The organism is Paenibacillus agaridevorans (assembly GCF_003112455.1).
In the GTDB taxonomy this organism is placed as follows: domain Bacteria; phylum Bacillota; class Bacilli; order Paenibacillales; family Paenibacillaceae; genus Pristimantibacillus; species Pristimantibacillus agaridevorans.
Genome location: NZ_BDQX01000099.1, coordinates 14,968 through 34,244, shown reverse-complemented (window position 1 = coordinate 34,244; position 19,277 = coordinate 14,968). Strand labels below are relative to the sequence as shown.

Genomic DNA, 19,277 nt, shown 5'->3' with positions numbered 1-19,277 from the left:
AATCATGGGAATCAGTAGCAAATCGGCATGAAAGGCCACCTTCATGATCTAAAGGAAGGTGGCCCTTCATATATCAGAACTTATCCTTTTCCGTGTAAGTCGTCGAGCTTTGGAATAATGTTGAGCAAATTTTGAGTCTCTTCTCTTAAGTTCCTACTATTGAAATATTAGTAGAATAATACCTGACATCAGGATAGAAGACCAACAAAATGCGAACGATACGATTCCTTATAAAACAATTCATTAACACCAGCCCGCGCTTGATAGCCAATGTACCTGTTAATAATATTTTGTACATACTCTTTTTTTAATGTTGTAATTTTCTGCATGTCTTTCAGAACAGAATCTTTGTCCACGGACACAACATTATAAAAGTCCCATTTAACAAATATTAAGGACTTGGATTCCTCAATGGGCACACTAATGAAGGCAGAGTTTGTTTCTTTGTTATCTAGCAGTTTCTCTGTTGGTGGTATCTCGTTACCAACAATAAATTTGTAGGTGAAGTTCACTTTTTCAGGACGGTAGGTGTCGCAAAAAGGAGTTATGCAAAGCATATACTGATTTTTAAATTTCCATATGCTTCCTGTATCGATTAGATTTCGATCTGTCCTGAAATATTTGAGCAATTTTGTTAAATAATAAGTTTGTTTTTGGAAAGTTTCTTTGAAACCTACAGTGTTTCTCCGGAACTCATCCAGGAGCATTAGAATCAGAATAATATCGCGCACACTATCAAGACTCATTTGATTAGCTGAAACTTCCAAAATCCTAGATTTTAGTGAGTCTATAGAATCAAGTTGATCACTTTCTAAAAGTTCTATTATGCGTGTTGTGAAGGTAGAATCTAATAGTTTACTCTCTATTAGTTCTTTCTTTTTATAGGGGATATGATTGCGAATTGCTTCTAGTTCTTGTTGATTAATTGCCTGTTGCTTCAGGGACTCAGATATTTCCCGTTTCTTAAGACGAAACAAAAAGTTGGTTGCGGAAATCTTCGAGTGCTCAGATAGTACGTCAGAAAGTAAGGTATCATCTAAAAATGCAGGCATGTCTTTGCTGTCTATCTCTGATGAAACCATTTGAGTGAAAATTATTTTTTCGAAAGGTGCATTAAAACGGTGCATTACATTGGAGATGCTTTGCTCTAAACGATGCACACTGTCCAAAATGTGCAGAGATATACTTTTGTCCTTCAATAAAATAGATCCAATTCTATCCATAATATCAGAAGCTTGTATCTCCTTGTTCATAACAAATCCAAATAAGGAGTTTCCTTCTTCAGCATTCTTCTCTTGAAAGAAGTAATTTTCTCTATCAATTATTTGGAAATGTGGAGCGATCTCATCTAGTACCTCGATACAATCTGCTTGAGTATAAATAACGGCACATTTTAATCCTGAGCGGACTTTAGAATACTCCTCCATTATCTTTAGAGATGCAGTTCCAGCAACCGAACTGGATTCAGGCTTGGCCTCTTCTAGATTCCAATCAAGAAAAAGAAGCTTTGCATTTCTTAATATGGAAGACAACCATCTAAGTTGAATTTCATCTGCTGTTCTTTGATATCTATACGGATAGGTAACAATTCCTTCTTTGGCCAATTCACGGAATAAAAGACCAGGTTGTTCTCTTGTAATCAGTTCTGCTTTTGCAGAAGCGGGTGTGGCGTATTCTATGAGACCAAGATCATCAGGGACACTCACCAGTTCCTCATCCGTTATCTCAGGAAGTGATTGTTCTTCAAGGTTAAGATCATCGTCTACAATAACTGCATTATCAAAATATCTTTTTACAATTCCTACAATTTGTTCTTGGATACTCATACTAGACCCTCTTTCCTTGACTCTTCACTAAATTCAATACAGAAACATGCACCACCAACAGGATGCACCTCATTTTCTGCATTTACCAAATACAATTGATGTCCGCGAGATTCCAGGATATCTTTGGATAAGAATAGACCAAGGCCTCTCCCTTCAGTTTTTCGGGTAAAGTAAGGTTCGAAAATATGGTTCTGATCGCGCCCTTCAACTCCAGGTCCTGAATCATGGATGTAAAGATGACGCTCCTCTTTATCTGTATAGAAATGAAGCTGTTTTTGTTCACTATTTAGCATCCAGTAAATGGAGTTTGAAATTAAATTAACAATTGGTGTGAAAAGAATTGAATCTGTTTCTCTTATTGAAAAATGATCGCTTACTTTTATGACTGGTGAAATAGAGTAGCGTTTCAAATCAGATTCAAAATACTCTAATACGCTTTCTAAAAAGGCTTTGATATTTATGTTTTGCTTACGTGCTCTAACTTGACGATAAAGTGGATTCATTCTTTGATGAAGTCTTTCAAGAGAGCGGAATGCAGCTCCTGTTTTCTCGACTACAGGTAAGATTCTTGTATTTGCTAATGATTTTTGTAATAACCCTAATTGATCTCTGATGCTTTTGTATAGAGCATTGAATTCATGACTTGTTAATTCTGCAGCCAGTCCGATGGCAGACAATTCACGGTACATATTTACTTCTTGTTTTAATAGACCAATATAGGCGTCGTCAGAAAATGTTGTATCCCCCTGAATAATTCTGTCTTTCAATCGTAATATTGTCTGTATAGAGTCCGCGGTAACGTTACTGTTTCTATTATCATTACTTATACTTAGTATTTCTTGGTGAACCGCTTCTTTATGTTTGTCAAAATCACTAATTGCAAGTAAAGCTTCAGATTGAATACCCTCTGAATCAAGAAAAAAGTCAAGGGAAGTTATTTTATTCATGATATTTTCCAGATCTTGAAGCTTAAACTTAAAATTATTCAGAGCGGGGGCTAACTCGTCATGATACTTTTGAAGAGTACGTTTGCGATATGCAGCTAACGACTCCTGGGCAAATGATTGAACAATATTTTCGAACTCTTTTATTTCCAGGTCTGCAGATTTATCAATAAGCGAAGGGAGTCCTTCCTTGATCCATTGAAGAGCATATTCAAATTTCGCTTGGAGTTCCGTAGTATCGTAATCCTTTTTATCTGAACTATCGTTTATCTGCTCATCTATGTCTTCTATTTTTTGTTTTAAGGATGCAATTTCCGCTTCAATATGTTCATGTATATTTTTTTTTGCATTTGCTAAAGTAATATGAGCAGAATCAATTTTGTCAGTCCATTCTTGAGAATGAAAATATCTCAAATTATGATGAATTCTAAGATTATCAATATTTTCAGCATGGCGATACAATTCGAAAGAAAGTTTATCAACCATTTCAGCACTCGAACTTTTATTACGTGTATTAGAAAGGATTTCAGTTTTTTTTGTATATATTCGCTCATTAATTTGTTTTATAATGTCTGTCAGTGTCTTTTCTAAAGATGCATCAAAATTTGACATTACATTTTCTAAATTATCGAAGTATTGCTTCTCGCGTTTTTCCTCTTCGCGCTGTTTTTTGATAGCACTGGCTACTTGTTCTCTTTCATTTTGTAGTCTCTGGTTCCGAATCGTTCTCTTGCCAGATTCCTTAAGTTTGGTTTCGAGAAACTCTGTAGCCCACCACTTTAAAAGATTTATGGCTAAAGAACGAAAATAATCAAAGGCACTATTTTCAACAAATCCTTCTCTACTTGATTTGTCAGTTAATTTAGGGTTCTTTAACTTACTGATTTCCATATATCCATACATTCGGCGATGGCTGAATAAATAGTAGCCAGCTCCTTTGGAACGACGTTCTTCAATTTTGAGAAAATCATTACCTTGCTCACCGTAAGGCAATATTCGTAGTCCATCACGAAAAACATAGATTCCTCCAGAATCAATCAGCTTCGACATCATCATATTGTGTTGTTCTGGAGAAAGGACGGTAAGGTCTTTCTTTCCTTCTATAAAAAACCATTTTATGTAGATTGGTCCGATATCGATCATGTTACTTGTATGTATTCCAGATGTCAGTTTTTGATGTAATATTTCATGTGTTTCGTCACTCTTCATATTTTTTATTACAGCTTGCCCAGTAAATTGTCCATTATCTATTGTTCCTTTTAAAGCGTAATCAAACAACTGAATATCATCGGGATTAAACCAAGATTCATTTTCTAATTTGTGTCCATTTATGTGCAACATAGGGAGGAATTTATTTTCATTATCATCTTCATTTTCTTGGCGGTCAAATAGGTCAATAAGGTTCTGAAATGATACCAATACGTTTTGTAATCTTAACCTTCTTTCTTTACGACTTTCATCTTCTACCTGTGTCAAGTAAACTTTCCAATCCCAATCATTTTCTAAATTATTTATATAGAAAAGAGTACCTCCACCGCGTCGTTCATTTAAATATAATCGATTCAATGCTGTATCATTAATTTGGAAGCTATTCACTTCAGCCCGTATTTTATCAGCAGTTGCAGAGTCCCACTTATCTTCATCTGATAAGTTTTTTATTAACTCTGTTTTCATATCTATGATATTCTCTGTAAGGTAATCTTTCATTTGATCCAAGGAGTCGAAGGTTCTGAGAGGTAATTCGATATCCTCCAAGAAAAGACGCTCGTTTCTAAATAGATCCCAGTGTAGGTAAAGAAGAGTCCAAGGTTTAAATCCGCGCTTCTTAGTACAAAGTAATAGTTGATCGCCAAGTAGAGAGATTGCGAGTCTCCCTATCCCTTTTTCTCCTATTTTAATCCGTTTTTTCTTACTTGGTTGTATTTTCTTCGTCTTTTTCGAGTAAGTTCCAATAGTCAGCCAACTATCAATAATATCTTTCTCGTCCATCCCTTCCCCGTCATCCCAAACCATAATGTAATCATTGTCTGAATCTACCTGAATCAGACCTTCCATTGCATCTGCATCATATGAATTTCGCAGTAATTCGGATACAGCAGTAATCTCATCTCTGATTTGTTGTTTGCCTAATAAATCTACAGCTCTTGCTTTTGTTCGAAATCTTGCCATCAATTATCCTCCAATCACAACTTCTATAAATGATTTTTGAGAAGATGTTTCCTCCTGTTGGCACTGAGCTGATTGCATTGCGCTAATAATGGATTGCCCCAGAGATTTCGCTAGCAATGGGGGGACTGCGTTTCCGATTTGTTGTCTTACCTGGCCTTTGTTCCCAAAAAATTTATAGTTAATATTGAAACTTTGAAGTACAGCAGCTTCTCTAGCAGTTATGGGTCTATTGTGATTGGGATGAGCAAATCTTCCGCGTGTAAAATTATCGAATCCCCCGGTAATAGTAGGTGCAGGTTTATCGGCTGCCATTCGCCCATACACATCGGGCCATCCTGTTTTCTTTTTATGACAAGGTAATTGTAATCTTCGCGGTAAACATTTCCTTCCACTTCCTTGAGGTACATAGCTGATTCGTTCGATGTTAATACTAGTCACTCTGGGAACAGAATGATTAGGGTAGCAAGGGTCAGCATACTCACTTCCATCATCAGGAGGCGTAGGAATGTTTCTTAATGCTTGACCTACAGTAATCCAATTATTTGTATGAGTTGGCTTGGGGAATTCGTATGCGATTCCTAAATCTTTACGAACTCCGACAACCACTGTTCTTTTCCGAACTTGTGGCACGCCATAATCCGCACAGTTTATTTCTTTTACATGGATTTCATACATATTCCTAAGTCCTGTTTCTAGTAGATCTAAATATATCTTTCCTCTTTTTTTCTTGAATGTATCCACATTTTCTAATAGAAAAAACATAGGCTCAATGCCTTGAACCATCCTGATATATTTTACTATTAAACGATTTCTTTTATCCCCGTTTTCCCCTCCACGCTTTTGTCTGGAAAATCCTTGGCAAGGGGGGCCTCCAGAAAGCAAAAAAAGCTCTCGTTTATTCATTCCGGCTAATCCCAACAAAGTCTCAGGTCTCAGCTTAGCGGCATCTTCAACGGATACCTTGACTGATACATTATTTTTATAAGTTTCCACTGCTTGTTCATCTTTATCAAATGCCCAGAGTAATTTAAATCCTGCCTCTTTAAGCCCTGCACCAAGACCGCCAGCACCACAAAATGTTTCAATACAAGTAAATTCCATTTCTATTACCATCCAGTCTCTACCATTCTATACTATCATATAAATCCCCTCTTTATTATGCAACCCGTGAGGAATCCGCTCATAAGCTTGATACAATTTTAACATAAGTTTTAGCCCTTAGACAGAAGAGCCGCTCGAATTAACCTCTTCCCAAAATATTTTTTCCTCAAACTACCCGATTTCCCCAAAAAAATGAAACGGCTTATAGAGGGACAAAAATCTCTCGTCATCGTTCATTGACAATCGAATAGATACAAGTTCATCCGGTACATTCCCCATGCAGCCTTGTAGGAAAGCCAGTATGCCAGTGCGCCATGACCTGTATTGTCCCCGTCCGTTTCAACTTGCGGGACATACGGCGAGCGATCCCGCGGAGCATAACGAAATGGTGGTTCCATTCTCGGCGATGACCTGCATTGAGGGTTCAAGATACTTCCGCCCAGCCACAGCTTATCGCAATGGGGGCGGTCCGCAGCGATCCTGGGGGAGGTGTAGTATGCGCCTATGGAGACGGTCAACCACCGTCCGTCGGATGAAGCAAGTTGACGAATCAGGTCAAACCAAATCCAGGAGGTGCGAAAAGTGGCAGAAAAGGAACAGCGGCGCGCGGGTATCAAGCTGACAAGCGTGGATGATTTATTTGTCACGGAGGAAGGTCGGCAAGAAGCAGCGCGGGAAAAGGTACTGGAGCTTCCGCTTGCGGAGATCAGCGATTTTCAGGAGCATCCGTTCAAGGTGAAAACAGATGAAGCGATGTTGGAGATGGTTGAGAGCGTCAAGGAATACGGAGTGCTGGTGCCTGTTCTTGTGCGACCCAAAGCGGATGGCGGCTATGAAATGGTGGCCGGGCATCGGCGGAAACGGGCAAGCGAATTGGCCGGAAAAGAGTCGATTCCTTGCCTTGTTCGCGAACTAGACCACGATCAGGCGATCATTATTATGATAGACAGCAACTTACAGCGGGAGTATGTATCGCCAAGCGAGAAGGCATTCGCCTACAAAATGAAGCTGGAGGCGATGAAACGGCAGGCAGGAAGACCGGACAAAGATAATGTGTCCCAACTTGGGACACAAAAACGCTCCGACCAGCTTCTGGCCGATCAGGTCGGAGAAAGCCGGAATCAGATTCAACGCTACATCCGCCTGACCGAGCTTATCCCCGCCATTCTCGACATGGTGGATCAAAAACAGATAGCATTCAGCCCTGCGGTTGAAATCTCGTATTTGCCGGAACAGGAGCAAACGGCTCTGCTGGAAAAGATGCAAGCCGAGGATCGTACCCCCTCTCTGGCACAGGCGCAACGCATGAAGAAGCTCAGCCAATCGGGCAATTTGACCGTGGAAGTGATCGCCGTGATCATGGAGGAAGAAAAACCGACACAGCAAGCTAAACTGGTCATTCCGCGAGAGCGGGTGAAAGGCTTTTTGCCGCACGAAATTACCGAAAAGCAACTGGAGGAGCTGCTTGTGCAATTGTTGAAGGAGTGGTCTCGCAAGCGGAAAAGGGAGCATGAACGATAAATTTCCCAATCGTTGACCAGCCGGGAAAACATCCCCCTGACAAGCGCGACACGCCCATACAACGAGCCAAACTTGCCCGTATGCAGGCTGTTTGGACGCGCCGGAGACTGTGAGAAATGGAGGTCGAAATGAACGATTCAACCCGTTATCGACTGTTGGTCGGAATTGCACTGCCATCATCGGCCAAGCTTCTGTATAGCTTTCTACTGGATGTTGCGGGAGGAGGAAACGGCACCGTGTGGCTTTCTTCCCGCCGACTTGCCATAGAGATGGGACTCTCAACTTCTGCGGTTCGCCGTCATTTACGTCGTCTGGAGCAATGCGGCTTGATCCGTCTTACATCTCGCTATTCGACTGAAGGAGCGCGAATGACCAACAAAATCACGATGTTGTAGCACTTTCCGGAACATAATGTTGGAAAGCCTGATCAAGAGGTTTGAGTCAAGCCTACGGCGAAAGCGGCTTGGTCGAAAAAATCCCCGTTGGTGAAAATCCCTGCACAAGCGGTTGCCATGTGTCGATCCTCCGTTCCGCTCTTCCGCACCCTTGCAAGACAGGAGCCCTACGCGCACAATGGAAATAGACTACGTGTGAAGGGGATGACTGCCTATGGAACTGACATACCGGACAGACGGGGATTATCTGCTGCCGAATCTGACTTCGCCGGAAGCCCTCCCAATCGGGAAGTACGGGATGCTGCGAAAAACATTTCTGAAAACCGAACGAAAAGGCTCCTACGCCCACCTGATGTTGTCCGAGCAATTGAACTCGCATCTGGCGGAAATTGACCGGGCGGCGAGGGAACAAGTGGAATGGACAATGGAGCGGTTGTTGGAACGGTATCCAGCCCCGGATAAAGCCGCTCATCCCTCGGACTGGATAAGCCATATGAACGGCCTGAAGCAACAAGCGGAGGAATTAGCGTTGCGTGAACTGGTCTACAGCTAAATAAGAATGGATGGAAAACGGAAGGCTGCGGCCTTCCGTTTTCTCATAAATGAAGCCATTGACACATGATCGCATGATTCCCATTAACGGGGATTCGGCGCTGATGCAGATACCGCATATGGACGACCCCTCTTTTTCCCGGCAGGTGCCTGGATGGCAATGTAGGACGCTGTCCGAAATTGCAGCAAGCACTGAATTTGGCTGGCCACCAAATTCGCTTGTTAGGGGCTGCGCCCCTAAGACCCTAGTTTTCTCGCATCAATTAGCTTGATGGCAGCGACAGCGATTAAAAAATCGATTTCCGAGAAATAGTCTTGCTTCATCGAAAGGAGCGTTTCTATGCGCACACGAAATATTAAAATCATGGTTCGCTTGAATGAAAAGGAACGAAATCACTTGGTTCGGCAGGTGAAACAGTCCGGCCTTTCTCAGGAAGCTTTAGTCCGATCCCTTATTATCGGCTATATTCCAAAACCACTACCTCCCCTCGACTATCACGCGCTGATCCGTGAGCTTCATGCCATTGGAAATAACCTGAACCAGTTGGCGGTGAAGGCTCATGCAACCGGGCATCTGGACAGAGAAGTCTTTCAACAAGAGGTGGATCAATTACGCCGCGTTGTTTTGCAGATTCAGAAGGCCGTAACAGAGCCGGAGCTAAGGATTGAACAGTAGACCGCTCGCTCTACCGAGCAGAGTCAAATGGAAGGAGCGAGACACCCCAGTCTTGCCCTTCCTGAATTTTTTTGTCAATGGATTTTACAGGCGCTGTACTATCAAGCATTGGAGCCATTCAAAGAAGTCGGATAGTTGCGTTCAAGAGCGTTTTTTGGCGCGGGGAGGATAAGGCGTTTTTTGATCCGTGCGGCCAAGCAAGTAATCAATGCTCGTTTGATGGAAATCGGCCAATGCAATTAAGAGCGCCGTCGGAATATCTAACTTCCCTCGTTCGTAATCGCTGTAGGTTCGCTGCTTGATGTTCAGATGCTCGCACAGTTTCTCTTGTGATAAATCCTTGTCTTCACGCATGTTCCGTATTCGTTCATAGACCACAGGCACTCACCTCAAGATGAGTATAGTTCAGTGGATAATCCACTCTTTACTTTCAGTGTGTTATACACTAGAATTTCTTGTATGCGCCCTTTTTATACAGGAAAATCCTTTTGGAGTACGAGTAAACTGAAGCAAAAACGCCCGCTTGCGAGAATTTGAGGGCATCAGTTGCTCCGTTCAGTAGGATTTAAGGGCTCTTCCAAAGTGACGATTTTTCGGAAAAGGACAAAGGAGATGATTGCAACGCATTCTACGAAAATGGCAGTCCTGACTGTCCTTTATCTGAAGCGGGAACGGTTAGGGCTGAGCTATGAAAATACGCTTGCCTTGGCCGACGAAATTGCGCGGTACATTTCGAATTTTCAGCGAATCGAAGCGGAGGTCATTCTGGAAGTAAATACAACACTATGGAACAAGGGCGGTCGCAGAGCGCTCGGCCATTTATCGGTCCAGCAATTGCTTGACATTATGGAGGCCGCTCAGCATGCGAGCGTAGAAGAGCCTTTTGTGGATGAGCTTTACAAGGAGCTGCGACGCAAGCTAACGCAAGAACAGGAAAATAATAGGTAAACCTGTAAATAGCCAAGTGCGGCTCCTTGTTGGCTCGACCAGCTATGATCTGAAAAAGAGGCTACGTAACGATGCGGCATGACCTGTAATCCGAAGGAGGACACTCACAGCATCATGAAAGGAGCAAACGAACTTCTAAAACATATTGAACGCGTCCGCAGAGAACTGAATGAGCAAGCGCTGCGCTTTGGCCTTCAAAGTCATGCGGTGCTTGAAAAATCAAGAGAATTGGATCAGCTACTGAATGCTTATCAATCCGCAGAATCGGGGGCGCACATGGATTCAAGTCGGAGATCGTTATAATCTTTAGGGTGATTGCTACAAAGGTGCCCGATTTGGGTTCAAAAATGAAATGGTTAGTAGAAGGCTCCAATCAGGATGCCCTTCGACTAACCGTTTTATTTTGAGAGGAGAGCGATAACATGAAGCCACCCGTTTTTCACGACTCCGAGCATGAAGCCTTCTACTACCGAATGTTAGCGGAGCGTCGTTGTACCGACAGCTATCATCGCGCATTGTTTTACACACTGGGCTTGTCGAAAGAGACCCGCACCCATATTCAGGAATTGTTCGACTTTTCCGATGGCGGCATTAAGCCGGAAGGGCTGTCTGCTTCTTGGCAAACCGGAGGTTCCATCCGCATTTGTCGATTGGCGTTCAATCTCTGGAATGGTTGGAGCCAGACCGTAGAGGAACGCTTTTCAACACCGTATGAACTGTTTGATTGCGAAGCCGCTCCCTACTTCTTTGAATCAATACGGCTGCGCTATCCGGAATATAATCGTCAACTGGCTCCGAGCATTAAGCCTCATGCCGGCCGCTCTCGATAATTTGGTGGGACTCATGAAATTAGGGATTGCCTTGATTGGGGAGGGGCAGATATGAGAGATAAACCCTTTGTTTCAGTGGAGGGGATCGAACAGAAACTTGATGGCAGCACTAACCCAACAGAAGATAGCCCTATACGCAAGATGGAGTTGGGGAAAAGTTTGTATATCGTGCAATGTCACTATATCGGCAATGAAACGATAGGCGATAAAATCGAACGGCTTGTTTTGCGAACGTGGGAGGGTGAAGCGTCCAGGAACCGATGAATCAGGAAGGGAATCCTCGAGGTTCCCTTTTCTAATAGACCGCGGCACACTACTTGCCGCTTCAGAAATCCGGTATACTGAAATCAGCCGATTTGTTGCTGGGAAAGGACGGAGGATGAAAAAACAACAGCAAACCCGAACCGCGATTTACTGTCGTTTGAGTCGGGACGATGAACAGAGTGGCGAAAGCATGAGCATTGAAAATCAGCGGATTTTGCTCCGGCGTTACGCGAAGGAGCAGGATTTTGAAGTGGTCGAGGTGTACACGGACGATGGCTGGAGTGGCACCAACTTTGATCGCCCCGACTTTCAGCGAATGAAGCGAGACATTGAGAACGGCGGCATTGATATTGTGCTGGTGAAGGATTTGAGCCGCCTGGGTCGCATTCAGATCGAAACGAGCCTGTGCATTCAGGTGTTTTTCCCGGAGCATCAGGTACGCTTTATTGCCGTCAGCGAGAACATTGACACTGCCAAGGGCGAAGATGATTTCATGGAACTGCGGAATCTGTTCAATGAATGGTTCGTCCGCGATACAAGCTGCAAGGTCAAGAGCGGCTACCGCCAGCGGGCGTTAAACGGCGATTACACGGGAGCCTTTGCCCCCTACGGCTATCGCAAGGACGAGCAGAACAAGCATAAGCTGGTTCCCGATGAAAATACGGCTTCGGTTGTGCAACACATTTTCCGATTGGCGGTGGAGGGCTACAGTCCTTATAAAATCGGCAGATTGCTGAGGGGAGATCGGGTTTTAACGCCACGCGCCTACCTGGCGGAGCAGCATCAGCGTTACCTGAAAGTCGTCAATACCCGGCATCCGTATGATTGGGGAGCAACGACCGTCAAGACTATTCTCCAAAACAAGGCGCATCTGGGGCACATGGTGAGCCACAAGGCAACCAAGCCCTCCTTCAAGAAAAAGCGGGTGGTCGCCGTACCTCAGGACGAATGGATTGAGGTTCGGGATACGCATGAGCCGCTGATTGACGAAGAGACCTTTGCTCTGGCACAGAAGGTCATTCGGGTGAAGAAGCGCCCGACCAAAGAGGGCGAGCATCAAATTTTCGCGGGATTGCTGAAATGCTCGACCTGTGGCCAAGGCTTGTCCTTCGCTCGCGGCGGAAGCAGCAAAACGAGCGGCGGCAAGGGCGGTCGCGGAAGCTTCGCCTGCAATCAGTCGCGAACGCGCGGCAAAGCATATTGCAGTTTCCATTACATCAGTTATGTGCACATCTACGAGATTATATTGGCTGACATCCGGCGACATGCGCAGACGGCCAGGGAGAAGGAAAGTATCTTTGTGGAGAAGCTTGCCATGGTGAGCCAGAACCAGCAGAAAAAGCAATGGCGAGCTGCCATGAAAGAGTGCGTCAGGTTGAACAGCCGGGAAAGCGAGCTGCAAACGATTCAGCGGAAGCTTTATGAGGACAATGCTTTAGGGAAAATCACTGATGAACAGTATGTGACGTTGTCACGGGATTTTACAGAAGAACAAGCGCAACTGAAGGAGCGGCTCAAACTGCTGGAAGAGCAGCTTAACCAGGCTGAGAGCAAGCAGGAGAACACGACTCGATTTTTGGAACTGGTGCGCGAGTACACGGATATGAAGGAATTAACAAAAGCGATATTGAATGAACTGATTGACAAGGTTGTTGTGTATGATGCCGAGAAGATAAACGGCAAGCGCGTGCAGCGCATTGATATTTATTACCGATTCGTCGGGTTACTTTCGTAAACATTTGAGGTGTTACCTCGTTAAAAATAGATTACTCCGTTGATTTATGTTGACCCTACAGGGTATTATTGTGTTTCTGCAGATGGAAAATGGGCACATGAGGGCAAGTGTAACTCTAGTTCGTCAATTTATTTGGGGGCAAGCAATGGCTTAAGAAAGTTTTTTTGCAAGTCAGCAACAGGCTCGGAAAAATATGAAAAACATGGTTTCATTTATGGATACTATTACGGGAGCAGCAGCGATTATGACTATTTTCTCATCAACAAATCCAACGGAATCATGGATGTCCAATTTTTTTACTGGAGCGTAAAAGGAATAAGGTAGTAGATTCAGCAACATAAGTACTAACTTGGGATGATGGAGCAACTCTCTATTATATTGAGAAATGAGGTTGTGTTGAATGGTTTATGAGACAACAGTAACAGAAAGAATGGAACTATTTTTGGATACTCTGCAGAATGGTACATATTTATTAAATGCAGATAAAACTACCATTGAGTACAAGATTTTCGAAGAGTTTGATATTGGAGCGATTTCGTTTCTCCACAATAATAATTTGATTATTTAAAAAGATGCTGGACTCATTAATGAACTCGTTATGAGTAAAAGTATTGAACTTCGTAATAAATTCATGTCGCTGCAAGGTATTGAAAAATGGAATATAGAGTCTGTGAAAAATTCAACTGAATAACCACCGACTTAGCCGGTGGTTATGACATATTTGCTTCTGCCTGCAAGCGCGTCATTAGGCAATCTCTAGAAAATCGTACCGTAAGCCCGGAAGTAGGCAAGCGGGCCGACTTCTTGCCAGGTTACCGTCCCGTCGGAGACCGTCGAGCCGGAGCCAATCGGCCATGCCGGCGAAGATGTCCCCGACGTGCCGGAGTTCATGGCCTCGTAGACGCGCCCGGAAGCGAAGACGCGATCTCCCCGAATCCGAGCAGCCGAAGCTCTCCATGGAATGTCGCTTGCCGGACCCGGGGATACGCATACCCATCCCACGTTGCCCCCTGCGGATGGAGCGGCGTTGCCGTAAATATCGCCCTTGAACCAGACGCCGTCGGTCGGCGGAGCGAGACCTTCGATATCGGGATCATATTCGATGACAATCCCTGCTTCGGGAGCCGGAGGGTTAATATTCCGCAAAATGTTCCGGCTGGTCGCGAAGAGCCTCACGGCTCGTTTGTTGGTTGGATTGTAATATTGCAGGTTTAATCGTCCCGTTCCCGTATAAGTCAAAGTGGAGCGTTTGATGGAAAAAATGATCGTGCTGGCGACGTTAAATACATTCGTCAACAGATAAGCGAAAGTCGAGTTCGCAATGATGATTCGACAACGGTTGACCTCGATTCTACCAACCCCTGTGTTAAACTCTCCTTGGAACATATAGGTGATCGTATTGGCGTACAAGTCGCATTCATTCAACGTGGTGAGAGGCGACTCCTCGGGCGTATTGATGTTGCCGAGCTTTACCACGGTATCCGTCAGCTTGCTGCCGTTAATCTGCACTTGCCGCTGTCTCGTGGATAACTGATGGTTGTTAAGAATGCAACGCGTAAACGCGGATGATCGGAAAAGAACATTCTCCGCCGTTTTAGCTCCGTTTCTCGTCTCGATGCGTACATTGAGATTGGTGAAAACGGAATCCGACGCCTCGTATGCCTTTAAGGTGAACTCCCTCTGAGCATTCCAGCCCTCGAACGAACATTGCTCCACACGGTTCGCCGTAACCGTAGGGATGCCGCTGAATTGATCGGTCCAGACAAAATGGTTGCCTCTGCAAATAATCGTATCGTCATCCGCCATGGCGAAGGAATTCGTGTCGATCAACGTGTTGCCGTAAAAGTACACATCGTAACCCGTGCCCCCGAGTCCGGCATTACTTGCGTACGCGATCGTATTGTCTTCGATGTTGACATGCGCGTGAGGCAGATGGGCGTCCATTAAGCCGATGCCGGTCTGACAACGGTACAGGTAGTTCTCCCGCACGTTGGCCATATGAAGCGAATACAAGTTGATGCCGATGCTGCTTAAGTTATAGAAATGATTATTATGAATTTCGATCGTCCAGCAGCCGATCAGAGCGCCATGGAACAGATTGTAGAACAGGTTATTCCGAACAACGCAGTTATCGCCATAGGAATCCTCTTGATTAATGCCGTAGCGGGTCGGATCGGGGAAAATCGGCTTGCGGTCCAGCACGCCGGTCCCGTCATGGATACTGTTGTGCTGTACAATATTGTAATTGCCTCCGAGCGTAATGCCGCCGCGATGCAAATTGTATACTTCGTTGTATTCAATTGTATTGTGATGCGGCGTCAAGCCGAATTTCAAAGTCATTTGCATGTTTTTGGCCGTGTTGGTTTCGTTGTTGAAGAGGAAACGGAATTTACGCGCTTCCGGCGGAATGGAGATCGGCGTATATATTTTTTTGTTGCTGTAGTAGCCAAGATAGGTGTTGTCCGCAGCGTAATAGGCAACGTCGACTTCCTTGTTAGTTATGGCCGTCTGGCGCGAATAGCCAGCTCCGGCAACCAGAAAGCTGCTGTAGCCTGTCGTTGGGATGGTCAGCAGCTGAGACACAAGCGTCTTGCCCGTGGCGGGGATGACGGCTCCCGTAGCGCGATTGATATCGTTTACCGTCAGACCGAGAGCGAATTCCGCATAATCGAAAAATCCTGTACTGTCAAGCGATATGCCGTCGCCCATGTAGCTGCTTATGGTGCAATTGCGGACGGAGCAATAGGACGAACCGCGAACGATTTGAATCCCGTAAGTCCATTCAATGGCGGCTTCGGCCGAGTTCGTGAAACTCCGATCCGCCTTGTCTCCGATCAGGATCAGATTGCGGATATGGGAGTCGGTAACGCTTTGAAGCTTGATGCTGACTCCGTCGTTGCCACTGGAATCGCGTCCAGGAAAGTTGTAGAAGTCGGTTACGCCGGTTCTCGTATCGAAGGGAGACTTGCGCGTCGAATCGTAGATGACTTTTAGCGTGGAGCCTCCGAAGTCGAACGTCATATTGCTCTGCGTGACCATTATGGTGCGCGGGTAACAGATCGCATAGCTGCCCGTCGGTACGATTACCATTCTGTAACCGTTCTCGTAAGCCCATTGCAGGGCATTGTTGAAGCCTTGAACGTTTTTGTCGGCTTGAAGGTAGTTGGCATCCGTATAAGGTTTGGCAGGAAGGCCTGCCATGATGCCCCAGCGGGCCAACTCCAATGTGTAGCTTATTGGGCTTCCCGATCCGGAGCTTGTTCCCGGCGGTCCTTGCGGGCCGACGGGTCCTTGCGGACCGACATCCCCCTTCGGTCCTTGCAGACCTTGCGGCCCTGCAGCGCCAGTGGCGCCGGTAGCTCCGGTTGACCCGGTGGCGCCTTTAGCGCCATCAGCACCAACAGGTCCCTGAGGGCCAGCGGGTCCGACAGCGCCAGCAGCGCCAACAAGACCCTGAGGGCCTGCAGCCCCAGTAGCACCAGTGTTGCCGGTAGCCCCCGTCGCACCAGTGGCTCCTTTGGCGCCGGCAGCACCAACAGGACCTGCAGGCCCTTGCGGGCCAATAGCCCCGGCAGTGCCTGCGGGCCCGACCGCACCTGTCGGGCCTACCGGGCCCGTTGCGCCCGTCGCCCCGGTAGGACCCGTAGCTCCAGTCGCTCCGTAGCCGCTCGGCAACGCCGATGTTCTGATTTTTCCCGTAGCGGAATCGTAGATCGTGTTCATTTTCTCTTGCAGCTCTCTATCATCATATACGAGGAAATTTTGACCGTTCACGTTCAGATATCCGTTATCTGGCATACGCTCACCTCTCGTCTCTATGAATTAGGGGATATGATTACTATATGAAAGGACGGCGATCGTCGGAAGTGTAATCGTCTAGTGTCGGACGGAGATAGGGACTCGTCTAACGTTGCCTCTGGTGGCAGCTATGCACGAACGACGGTCTAATCTTCTTTTAAGCTTCGTCCTTTATACTAGTACCACCAGTTGATAGACGGGAAGGTTGGGGCGAAGATGCAGGTGTTGGTTGTAGAGGATGACGTGTCGCTGAGTCATGCCATATCCAGCGTGCTTCGGGAGGAAGGCTTCCAGGTGCATGTCGCGTTGCGCGGGGATGACGGGGCTTTCATGGCGGAGCAAAATATTTACGATCTCATCATTTTGGATTTAATGCTGCCCGGCATGACGGGCATCGCGATCATCCATTATTTGCGCGCAAGGGGGATCGATACCCCGATCCTGTTGCTTACGGCGCTCGATGCGGTGGAACGTAGGGTCGAGGGGCTCGACGCCGGAGCAGACGATTACGTCGTGAAGCCGGTCGCCTTTCAGGAGCTGCTGGCGCGGGCGAGAGCGATATTGCGCAGGCACGGCACGTTGTCCGAGAACGGCGATATCGTCATAGGTCCATTAACGGTACGGCCGCGCCTTCAGGAAGGTTACTATAACCAGGTACCGCTTAAGCTTTCGGCGAAGGAATTCGAGCTGCTCGAATTTTTAGTCATTAACCGCAATCAGATTCTGACCCGCGAGCAAATTCTCGATCGCGTATGGGGGTTCGAATCAGACACGGGCATAGGCATCGTCGAGCTGTATGTCCATTATTTGCGCAAGAAGCTGACTGCAGCAGGTTGTCCGGAGCTGATTCATACCGTGCGGGGCATTGGCTATATGATGAAGGAGAAAGCGCATGTTCCAAAAGACGAAAATTAGGCTGACGCTGCTCAATGCCACCGTATTGTTCCTCATATTGACCGTACTGGGGACGAGCTTGTATTTGTATATGAGGACGACGATTATCGGCGGCATCGACAAGGCGCTGGAGGAACGTTCTGTCATGTGGAGACCCGTGACGACGATTTCGACTATGCCGACGCAGGGCTTGTCGTTTGTCATGGCGCAGGAAACGAAGCTTTCCCTCGCTACTATCAGCTCGGCCAGCAGCGTTTTCGCGCGCAATGTTGACATTTTATTATGGAACGATGAGGGACAACTGCTCAATATGAATATTGCCTATTCTTATCCGCCCAATCTGATGGACGTGCTGCAGCGCTCGCTGCAAAAGGAAGGTCTCTATTCCATTAGTCATAAGGGAGCCGAATATAGACTGCTTAATATACGGGCTGACGACGGCGATCCCGAAGTGGATTATTTTCAATACGTGAGCGACATCAGCTCGGAGATCAGCATGCTTAACACGATTATGACCCTTATCATCGTAGGCATCATATTCGGAGGAGGCATATCGATATTCGCCGGCTTGTATTTGGCCAAGCGAGCGCTAGTGCCTATCCGTTCCTCCTGGGAGAAGCAGCAGCAGTTCATGGCGGACGCTTCGCATGAGCTGCGGACTCCGCTTGCGGTTCTTCAGACGCATACGGAGCTGTTGCTTCGCCATCCGGGTCACACGATTGAAGAGGAGAGCATGGAGATATCGACGATGCTGAAGGAGATCAAACGGATGAACAAACTTGTAAATGGGCTCCTGACGTTGGCGCAAAGCGATTCCGAAGGACTTGAGCTTCAGATGCGGCCGGTCAGGCTCGACGATTTGACAAGGGGAGCCGCCAAGCAATTTCTGCCGCTGGCCGCCATGAAGAACATCCTGTTATCGGTGTATCTTCCCGAAGAATTGACGATATCCGGCGATGAAGAGCGGCTGCAGCAACTGCTCATGATCCTGCTCGATAACGCGATCAAATATACGCTTCACGGAGGCAAGGTTCGGGCGTCTTGCAAGAAGACGGCGTCAGGCGTCGTGCTTAAGATCCAGGATACAGGGCCGGGCATTCCGAGAGAAGAGCTACCGTTTATATTCGAGCGCTTTTACCGTGGAGACAAGACGAGAAACCGGACGGAAGGCGGCACGGGGCTCGGACTTTCGATCGCGCAATGGATCGTAACCCGTCATGGCGGCAAGATCGAAGCGGACAGCGTGCTTCATAAGGGTACGACGATCGTGATGACGTTTCCGACATAGTAACCACATAGATCAGCTGGAACGTCGTTAGACATTTTGGAAGGCCACCTTCGTTTTATCTTTGAAGGTGGCTTTTCATGTGCCCCTTAACTACAGGAATGACAATATCGTACAAAACGGGCTTGCTCACTGCTGTCATTTTGCCGTTTCCCGGCGAATCCTCTTGCTCGAGAGGCGTATCTATTGTAAAGACTTCCCGCTTCTCCGGATGTACACTTTACTGGAGTCAAATAACTGCACTTAAAGAGGGGGGATGAATGGACGGATTTTTGAAATCGTTTTATGTAAGCGCATTATAATTGGTTGTTAGGTGCGCAATACACAGTAACGGAAACA

At 46.1% G+C, this 19,277-nt stretch carries 16 protein-coding genes; 11 read left to right on the top strand and 5 right to left on the bottom strand.

All coding sequences use genetic code 11. From position 1 onward, the window contains the following. Positions 1-188: 188 nt before the first annotated feature. Genes PAT3040_RS10975 through PAT3040_RS10965 form a run of 3 tightly spaced genes read right to left on the bottom strand, consistent with a single transcriptional unit; the run spans position 189 to position 6,052 of the window. Positions 189-1,826 (bottom strand): response regulator receiver domain, encoded by a 1,638-nt coding sequence (locus tag PAT3040_RS10975; protein ID WP_108992683.1) that lies wholly within the window; start codon positions 1,824-1,826, stop codon positions 189-191. Further along, a complete protein-coding gene (locus PAT3040_RS10970) occupies positions 1,823-4,939 on the bottom strand; it encodes an ATP-binding protein (RefSeq protein WP_108992682.1) in 3,117 nt (1,038 codons plus the stop codon). Before PAT3040_RS10970 ends, PAT3040_RS10975 begins: the two co-directional genes overlap by 4 nt. A gap of 3 nt (positions 4,940-4,942) precedes the next feature. After that, positions 4,943-6,052, bottom strand: coding sequence for a DNA cytosine methyltransferase (locus tag PAT3040_RS10965; RefSeq protein WP_108992681.1), 1,110 nt, complete (start codon positions 6,050-6,052; stop codon positions 4,943-4,945). A gap of 570 nt (positions 6,053-6,622) precedes the next feature. Between PAT3040_RS10965 and PAT3040_RS10960 the strand changes: the two genes are divergently transcribed. From PAT3040_RS10960 to PAT3040_RS10945, 4 genes are all read left to right on the top strand, one after another. Beyond that, a complete protein-coding gene (locus PAT3040_RS10960; RefSeq protein ID WP_108992680.1) occupies positions 6,623-7,561 on the top strand; it encodes a ParB/RepB/Spo0J family partition protein in 939 nt (312 codons plus the stop codon). A gap of 116 nt (positions 7,562-7,677) precedes the next feature. Then, a complete protein-coding gene (locus PAT3040_RS10955; RefSeq protein WP_108992679.1) occupies positions 7,678-7,956 on the top strand; it encodes a helix-turn-helix domain-containing protein in 279 nt (92 codons plus the stop codon). A 214-nt stretch (positions 7,957-8,170) separates the two neighbouring features. After that, positions 8,171-8,509 carry a TnpV protein gene (locus PAT3040_RS10950; RefSeq protein ID WP_108992678.1) on the top strand — a complete coding sequence of 113 codons (339 nt, stop codon included), beginning with the start codon at positions 8,171-8,173 and terminating at the stop codon, positions 8,507-8,509. Between the two features lie 339 nt (positions 8,510-8,848). Further along, complete coding sequence (locus PAT3040_RS10945; RefSeq protein ID WP_108992677.1) at positions 8,849-9,184, top strand: plasmid mobilization protein; 336 nt, start codon at positions 8,849-8,851, stop codon at positions 9,182-9,184. 141 nt (positions 9,185-9,325) lie between these two features. Here PAT3040_RS10945 and PAT3040_RS10940 read toward each other — a convergent pair whose 3' ends face one another. Continuing rightward, on the bottom strand, positions 9,326-9,562 hold the full coding sequence (locus PAT3040_RS10940) for a helix-turn-helix domain-containing protein (RefSeq protein WP_258234932.1): 237 nt from the start codon (positions 9,560-9,562) through the stop codon (positions 9,326-9,328). A 234-nt stretch (positions 9,563-9,796) separates the two neighbouring features. On the opposite strand from PAT3040_RS10940, the gene PAT3040_RS10935 reads away from it, so the two are divergent. The 5 genes from PAT3040_RS10935 (at position 9,797) to PAT3040_RS10915 (ending at position 12,961) form a co-directional block, all read left to right on the top strand. After that, positions 9,797-10,132, top strand: a complete 336-nt coding sequence (locus PAT3040_RS10935; protein ID WP_108992675.1) for a hypothetical protein — start codon at positions 9,797-9,799, stop codon at positions 10,130-10,132. A gap of 114 nt (positions 10,133-10,246) precedes the next feature. After that, positions 10,247-10,435 (top strand): aspartyl-phosphate phosphatase Spo0E family protein, encoded by a 189-nt coding sequence (locus tag PAT3040_RS10930; RefSeq protein WP_108992674.1) that lies wholly within the window; start codon positions 10,247-10,249, stop codon positions 10,433-10,435. A 119-nt stretch (positions 10,436-10,554) separates the two neighbouring features. Further along, positions 10,555-10,962, top strand: coding sequence for a DUF6075 family protein (locus PAT3040_RS10925; protein ID WP_108992673.1), 408 nt, complete (start codon positions 10,555-10,557; stop codon positions 10,960-10,962). A gap of 51 nt (positions 10,963-11,013) precedes the next feature. After that, positions 11,014-11,226: a hypothetical protein gene (locus PAT3040_RS10920; RefSeq protein WP_108992672.1), complete on the top strand. Its 213-nt coding sequence runs from the start codon at positions 11,014-11,016 to the stop codon at positions 11,224-11,226. Between the two features lie 115 nt (positions 11,227-11,341). Then, positions 11,342-12,961 carry a recombinase family protein gene (locus tag PAT3040_RS10915; protein WP_108992671.1) on the top strand — a complete coding sequence of 540 codons (1,620 nt, stop codon included), beginning with the start codon at positions 11,342-11,344 and terminating at the stop codon, positions 12,959-12,961. A 756-nt stretch (positions 12,962-13,717) separates the two neighbouring features. Here PAT3040_RS10915 and PAT3040_RS39690 read toward each other — a convergent pair. Then, positions 13,718-16,759, bottom strand: a complete 3,042-nt coding sequence (locus PAT3040_RS39690) for a right-handed parallel beta-helix repeat-containing protein (RefSeq protein WP_108992669.1) — start codon at positions 16,757-16,759, stop codon at positions 13,718-13,720. A gap of 216 nt (positions 16,760-16,975) precedes the next feature. Between PAT3040_RS39690 and PAT3040_RS10900 the strand changes: the two genes are divergently transcribed. Next, positions 16,976-17,674 carry a response regulator transcription factor gene (locus tag PAT3040_RS10900; protein WP_108992668.1) on the top strand — a complete coding sequence of 233 codons (699 nt, stop codon included), beginning with the start codon at positions 16,976-16,978 and terminating at the stop codon, positions 17,672-17,674. After that, positions 17,652-18,941: a sensor histidine kinase gene (locus PAT3040_RS10895; protein ID WP_108992667.1), complete on the top strand. Its 1,290-nt coding sequence runs from the start codon at positions 17,652-17,654 to the stop codon at positions 18,939-18,941. The genes PAT3040_RS10900 and PAT3040_RS10895 overlap by 23 nt, the downstream gene beginning before the upstream one ends. Positions 18,942-19,277: the final 336 nt, after the last annotated feature.